Raw genomic sequence first — 6,078 nt, 5'->3', positions numbered from 1 at the left:
GGGTCGGCTGGCTCGCGCTCGGGGCCGGCGCCGCCGCGCGGAGCGTCATGAAGGGACGTGCATCGTGAGCGGTGGGGGGCTGCTGGTCGCCGGGACCACCTCGGACGCCGGCAAGAGCGTGGTGACCGCCGGGATCTGCCGGTGGCTGGTGCGGCAGGGCGTCAAGGTCGCGCCGTTCAAGGCGCAGAACATGTCGCTGAACTCGTTCGTGACGCGGGAGGGCGCGGAGATCGGGCGGGCGCAGGCCATGCAGGCCCAGGCCTGCCGCGTCGAGCCGACCGCGCTGATGAACCCGGTGCTGCTCAAGCCGGGCGGCGAGCGGTCCAGCCAGGTGGTGCTGCTGGGCAGGCCGGTCGGCGAGATGAGCGCCCGCGGGTACCACGGCGGGCGGCAGCAGCGGCTGCTGGGCACGGTGCTGGACTGTCTGGAGCAGTTGCGGGGCACGTATGACGCGGTGATCTGTGAGGGGGCCGGCAGCCCGGCCGAGATCAACCTGCGGCGCACCGACATCGTGAACATGGGGATCGCCCGGGGTGCCGGGCTGCCGGTCCTGGTCGTCGGCGACATCGACCGGGGCGGTGTCTTCGCGTCGTTCTTCGGCACGGTCGCGCTGCTCTCCCCCGAGGACCAGGAGCTGGTCGCCGGGTTCCTGGTGAACAAGTTCCGGGGCGACGTGTCGCTCCTGGAACCCGGTCTGGACATGCTGCACGGCCTGACCGGACGGCGGACGTACGGCGTGCTGCCCTTCCGGCACGGGCTCGGCATCGACGAGGAGGACGGCCTGCGAGTGTCGCTGCGCGGCACCGTGCGGGAGTCCGTGGTCGCCGCGCCGGTCGGCGAGGACGTGCTGCGGGTCGCGGTGTGCGCGGTACCACTGATGTCCAACTTCACCGACGTGGACGCGCTCGCCGCCGAACCGGGTGTCGTGGTGCGGTTCGTGGACCGTCCCGAGGAGCTGGCCGACGCCGACCTCGTGGTCGTGCCGGGGACGCGCGGCACCGTACGGGCGCTCGAGTGGCTGCGGGAGCGCGGGCTGGCGGACGCGCTGCGGCGGCGGGCGGCCGAGGGGCGGCCCGTGCTGGGGATCTGCGGGGGCTTCCAGGTCCTCGGGGAGCACATCGAGGACGACGTGGAGAGCCGGCGGGGGCGGGTCGACGGGCTCGGCGTCCTGCCCGTACGGGTGCGGTTCGCCCACGAGAAGACGCTCACCCGGCCCGTCGGCCGGGCCCTCGGGGAACCCGTCGAGGGGTACGAGATCCATCACGGGGTCGCCGAAGTCCTCGGAGGGGAAGCCTTCCTGGACGGCTGCCGGGTCGGACAGACCTGGGGCACGCACTGGCACGGCTCGCTGGAGTCGGACGGTTTCCGGCGGGCCTTCCTGCGCGAGGTGGCGCGGGCCGCGGGCCGCCGCTTCGTACCGGCCCCCGACACCTCGTTCGCCGCGCTGCGCGAGGAGCAGCTCGACCGGCTCGGCGACCTGATCGAACAGCACGCGGACACGGACGCGCTGTGGCGGCTCATCGAGTCCGGCGCGCCACAAGGACTGCCCTTCATTCCACCGGGAGCGCCCGCATGAGCACTGTGTTGTTGTTGTCGACCGCCGACACGGACCTGCTGGCGGCCCGTGCCTCCGGCGCCCCCTACCGGATCGGCAACCCGACCCGCGTGGACGTGGCGGACGAGCTGCCCGCGCTGCTGGAGGGGGCGGACCTCGCCGTCGTACGGCTGCTCGGCGGCAAGCGGGCCTGGGAGGACGGGCTCGCCGCGCTGAAGGCGTCCGGGATCCCGGCGGTGCTGCTCGGCGGGGAGACCGTGCCGGACGCGGAACTCATGGCCGAGTCGACGGTGCCGGCCGGTGTGGTCGCGGAGGCGCTGCGGTACCTGGTCGAGGGCGGCCCGGAGAACCTCACCGAGCTGGCCCGGTTCCTGTCGGACACCGTGCTGCTGACCGGCGAGGGGTTCGAACAGCCGCGGGCGATGCCGGAGTTCGGGCTGCACGGGGAGCGGGCCCTGGTCGAGGGACGTCCCACCGTCGGCGTGCTCTTCTACCGGGCGCACGAACTGAGCGGCAACACCGCCTTCGTGGACACGCTCTGCGACGCGATCGAGGCGCGGGGCGCCAACGCCCTGCCCGTCTACTGCGGTTCGCTGCGCGGCGCCGACCCGGAGCTGTACGGGCTGCTGGCGCGGGCCGACGCCCTCGTCGCCACCGTGCTCGCGGCCGGCGGCACGCACGCCTCGCAGGCGTCGGCGGGCGGTGACGAGGAGGCCTGGGACGTCGGGGCGCTCGCCGAGCTGAACGTGCCGGTGCTGCAAGGGCTGTGCCTGACGTCCTCGCGCGCCGCGTGGGAGGAGTCCGACGCGGCCCTGTCCCCCATGGACGCGGCGATGCAGGTCGCCATCCCGGAGTTCGACGGCCGGCTGATCACGGTCCCGTTCTCCTTCAAGGAGCAGGGCCCCGACGACGTCCCGGTGTACGTCGCCGACCCGGAGCGGGCCGCGCGGGTGGCCGGGATCGCCGTACGGCACGCCCGGCTGGGGAACAAGCCGAACGCGGAGAAGAAGCTGGCGCTGGTCTTCACCGCGTACCCGACGAAGCACTCGCGGGTCGGCAACGCGGTGGGGCTCGACACCCCGGCCTCGGCGGTGCGGGTGCTGGACGCGCTGCGGGACGCGGGCTACTCCCTGACCGAATACCCCGACAACGGCGACGAGTTGATCCACCGGCTGATCGAGGCCGGCGGCCACGACGTCGAGTGGCTGACCGAGGAGCAGCTGGCCGCCGCGCCCGCGCGGGTGCCGTTGGCGGACTACCGGGCCTGGTTCGAGAAGCTGGACCCGGAGCTGCGGGAGGGGATGCGTCGGGCGTGGGGCGAGCCGCCGGGGTCGCTGTACGTCGACGGGGAGGACATCGTCCTCGCCTCGCTGCAGTTCGGGAACGTCGTGGTGATGATCCAGCCGCCGCGCGGCTTCGGGGAGAACCCGATCGCGATCTACCACGACCCCGACATGCCGCCGTCGCACCACTACATGGCGGCCTACCGCTGGCTGGAGAACAGTTTCGGCGCCGACGCGATCGTGCACATGGGCAAGCACGGCACGATGGAGTGGCTGCCGGGCAAGGGACTGGGCCTGGGCGCCGGGTGCGCGCCGGACGCGGTCCTCGGCGACCTGCCGCTGATCTACCCGTTCATCGTCAACGACCCCGGCGAGGGCACGCAGGCCAAGCGGCGCGGGCACGCCACGGTCGTCGACCACCTGGTGCCGCCGATGGCACGGGCCGACACCTACGGGGACCTCGCGAAGCTGGAGCAGCTGCTCGACGAGTACGCGCTGGTCTCCGACCTGGACCCGGCGAAGGCGCCGGCGGTGCGTGCGCAGATCTGGACGCTGGTCAAGGCCGCCGAGCTCCACCACGACCTGCGTGTGGACGACCAGCCGGACGACGACGACTTCGACGAGTTCGTCATGCACATCGACGGCTACTTGTGCGAGATCAAGGACGTGCAGATCAGGGACGGCCTGCACGTTCTCGGCGGCGGCCCGGTCGGCGAGCCGCGCGTGAACCTCGTCCTCGCGGTGCTGCGCGCCTCGCAGGTGTGGGGCGGGCGGGCGAACGCGCTGCCGGGTCTGCGGGCCGCGCTCGCCGCGCACTTCGGGCTGGTGGAGAAGGAACTGCTGGCCGAGCCGGGGGCGCCGGTGAAGGTGCCGGTGGAGCTGACGGACCTGGTGGACGGCCCGGCGCGCACCGGTGCCGACGCGGTCGACCTGCTGGAGCGGCTCTGCCGGCGGATCGCGGAGGGAATGGAGGAACGCGGCTGGACGGCCGATGCCGCCCCCGCGCTGGTGGGCGAGGTGCTGGGCACGGAACTCCCCGACGCGGTGGCCGTGGTGCGGTTCGCGTGCGAGGAGGTCGTGCCCCGGCTGGCCCGGACGACGGACGAGATCGGGCACATCCTGCGGGCCCTGGACGGCGGTTACGTGCCGGCGGGGCCGTCGGGCTCGCCCACACGCGGACTGGTCAATGTCCTGCCGACCGGGCGGAACTTCTACTCCGTCGACCCCAAGGCGATTCCGTCGCGGCTGAGCTGGGAGGTCGGGCAGGCGCTCGCCGACTCGCTGGTGCAGCGGTACCTGCAGGACACGGGCGAGTATCCGAAGTCCGTGGGCCTGACGGTGTGGGGCACGTCCGCGATGCGCACCCAGGGCGACGACATCGCCGAGATCCTGGCGCTGCTGGGGTGCCGTCCGGTGTGGGACGACGCGTCGCGGCGGGTGACCGGGTTCGAGGTGGTCGGCCTCGAGGAGCTGGGCCGGCCGCGCATCGACGTCACCGTCCGCATCTCCGGGTTCTTCCGGGACGCGTTCCCGCACGTCGTGGGGCTGATCGACGACGCGGTGCGGGCGGTGGCGGAGCTGGACGAGCCGGCCGACCGCAACTACGTACGCGCCCACGTGGACGAGGACACCGCCGGGCACGGCGACCGGCGGCGGGCGACGGCCCGCGTCTTCGGCTCGAAGCCGGGGGCGTACGGGGCGGGGCTGCTGCCGCTGATCGACGCGCGGAACTGGCGGTCGGACGCGGACCTCGCCGAGGTGTACGCGGTGTGGGGCGGCTACGCCTACGGGCGCGGGCTCGACGGGCGGGCGGCGCGCGGGGACATGGAGACGGCGTTCAAGCGGATCGCCGTGGCGGCGAAGAACGTCGACACCCGCGAGCACGATCTGGTCGACGCCGACGACTACTTCCAGTACCACGGCGGCATGGTCGCCATGGTGCGCCACCTGACGGGGACCAGCCCCGAGGCGTACGTGGGCGATTCGGCGACCCCGGACCAGGTGAGGACCCGCACGCTCGGCGAGGAGACGCACCGGGTCTTCCGGGCCCGGGTGGTCAACCCGCGCTGGATGGCGGCGATGCGGCGGCACGGCTACAAGGGCGCCTTCGAGATGGCGGCGACCGTCGACTACCTCTTCGGGTACGACGCCACGGCCGGGGTCGTGGACGACTGGATGTACGAGAAGCTCAGCGCGGAGTACGTCTTCGACGCGGAGAACCGGGACTTCATGAAGAAGTCCAACCCCTGGGCGCTGCGCGGCATCACCGAGCGGCTGCTGGAGGCCGCCGACCGGGGGCTGTGGGCGGAGCCGGACGCGGACACGCTGGAGCGGCTGCGCGCCACCTATCTGGAACTCGAAGGCGACCTGGAGGGCGACGACCAGTGACCACCCCCTTTCCGTTCACGGCCGTCGTCGGCCAGGACGACCTGCGGCTCGCGCTGCTGCTGAACGCCGTCTCCCCGGCGGTCGGCGGGGTGCTGGTGCGCGGTGAGAAGGGCACGGCCAAGTCGACGGCGGTGCGCGCCCTTTCTGCGCTGCTGCCGGAGGTCGCCGTGGTGCCCGGCTGCCGGTTCTCCTGCGACCCCGCGGCCCCGGACCCCGGCTGCCCGGACGGGCCGCACGAGAGCGGCGGCGGTGCCGCACGGCCCGCCCGCATGGTCGAACTGCCCGTCGGCGCCTCCGAGGACCGGCTGGTCGGCGCGCTCGACATCGAACGGGCGCTGGCCGAGGGCGTCAAGGCGTTCGAGCCGGGGCTGCTGGCCGACGCGCACCGGGGGATCCTCTACGTCGACGAGGTCAACCTCCTCCACGACCACCTGGTCGACCTGCTGCTGGACGCGGCGGCGATGGGCGCCTCGTACGTCGAGCGCGAGGGTGTCTCCGTACGGCACGCGGCGCGGTTCCTGCTCGTCGGGACCATGAACCCGGAGGAGGGCGAGCTGCGGCCGCAGCTCCTCGACCGGTTCGGGCTGACCGTCGAGGTGGCCGCCTCGCGCGAACCCGACCAGCGGGTGGAGGTCGTACGGCGGCGGCTCGCGTACGACGACGACCCCGCCGCCTTCGCCGCGCGGTGGGCCGAGGAGGAGGCCGCCGTACGGGCGCGGATCGTGGCGGCGCGGGAGCTGCTGCCGTCGGTGCGGCTCGGGGACGGGGCGCTGCGGCAGATCGCGGCGACCTGCGCCGCGTTCGAGGTGGACGGCATGCGGGCCGACATCGTGATGGCGCGCACGGCGACCG

Annotated in this window: 3 protein-coding genes; all 3 read left to right on the top strand. The window is 73.5% G+C overall.

Annotated elements, in window-relative coordinates; translation table 11 throughout:
• Positions 1–64 precede the first annotated feature (64 nt).
• Positions 65–1,576, top strand: coding sequence for a cobyric acid synthase (locus B7767_RS18615; protein WP_085573171.1), 1,512 nt, complete (start codon positions 65–67; stop codon positions 1,574–1,576).
• Positions 1,573–5,226 (top strand): cobaltochelatase subunit CobN, encoded by a 3,654-nt coding sequence (cobN, locus tag B7767_RS18610; RefSeq protein ID WP_085573170.1) that lies wholly within the window; start codon positions 1,573–1,575, stop codon positions 5,224–5,226. The genes B7767_RS18615 and cobN overlap by 4 nt, the downstream gene beginning before the upstream one ends.
• Positions 5,223–6,078 (top strand): ATP-binding protein (locus B7767_RS18605; RefSeq protein ID WP_179167190.1); only part of this gene is annotated, 856 nt, incomplete at its 3' end. The genes cobN and B7767_RS18605, both read left to right, overlap by 4 nt.

Origin of the sequence: Streptomyces sp. 13-12-16 (genome assembly GCF_002114215.1) — a bacterium.
Classification (GTDB): Bacteria; Actinomycetota; Actinomycetes; order Streptomycetales; family Streptomycetaceae; genus Streptomyces.
This window is presented reverse-complemented; position numbering and strand designations above follow the sequence as displayed.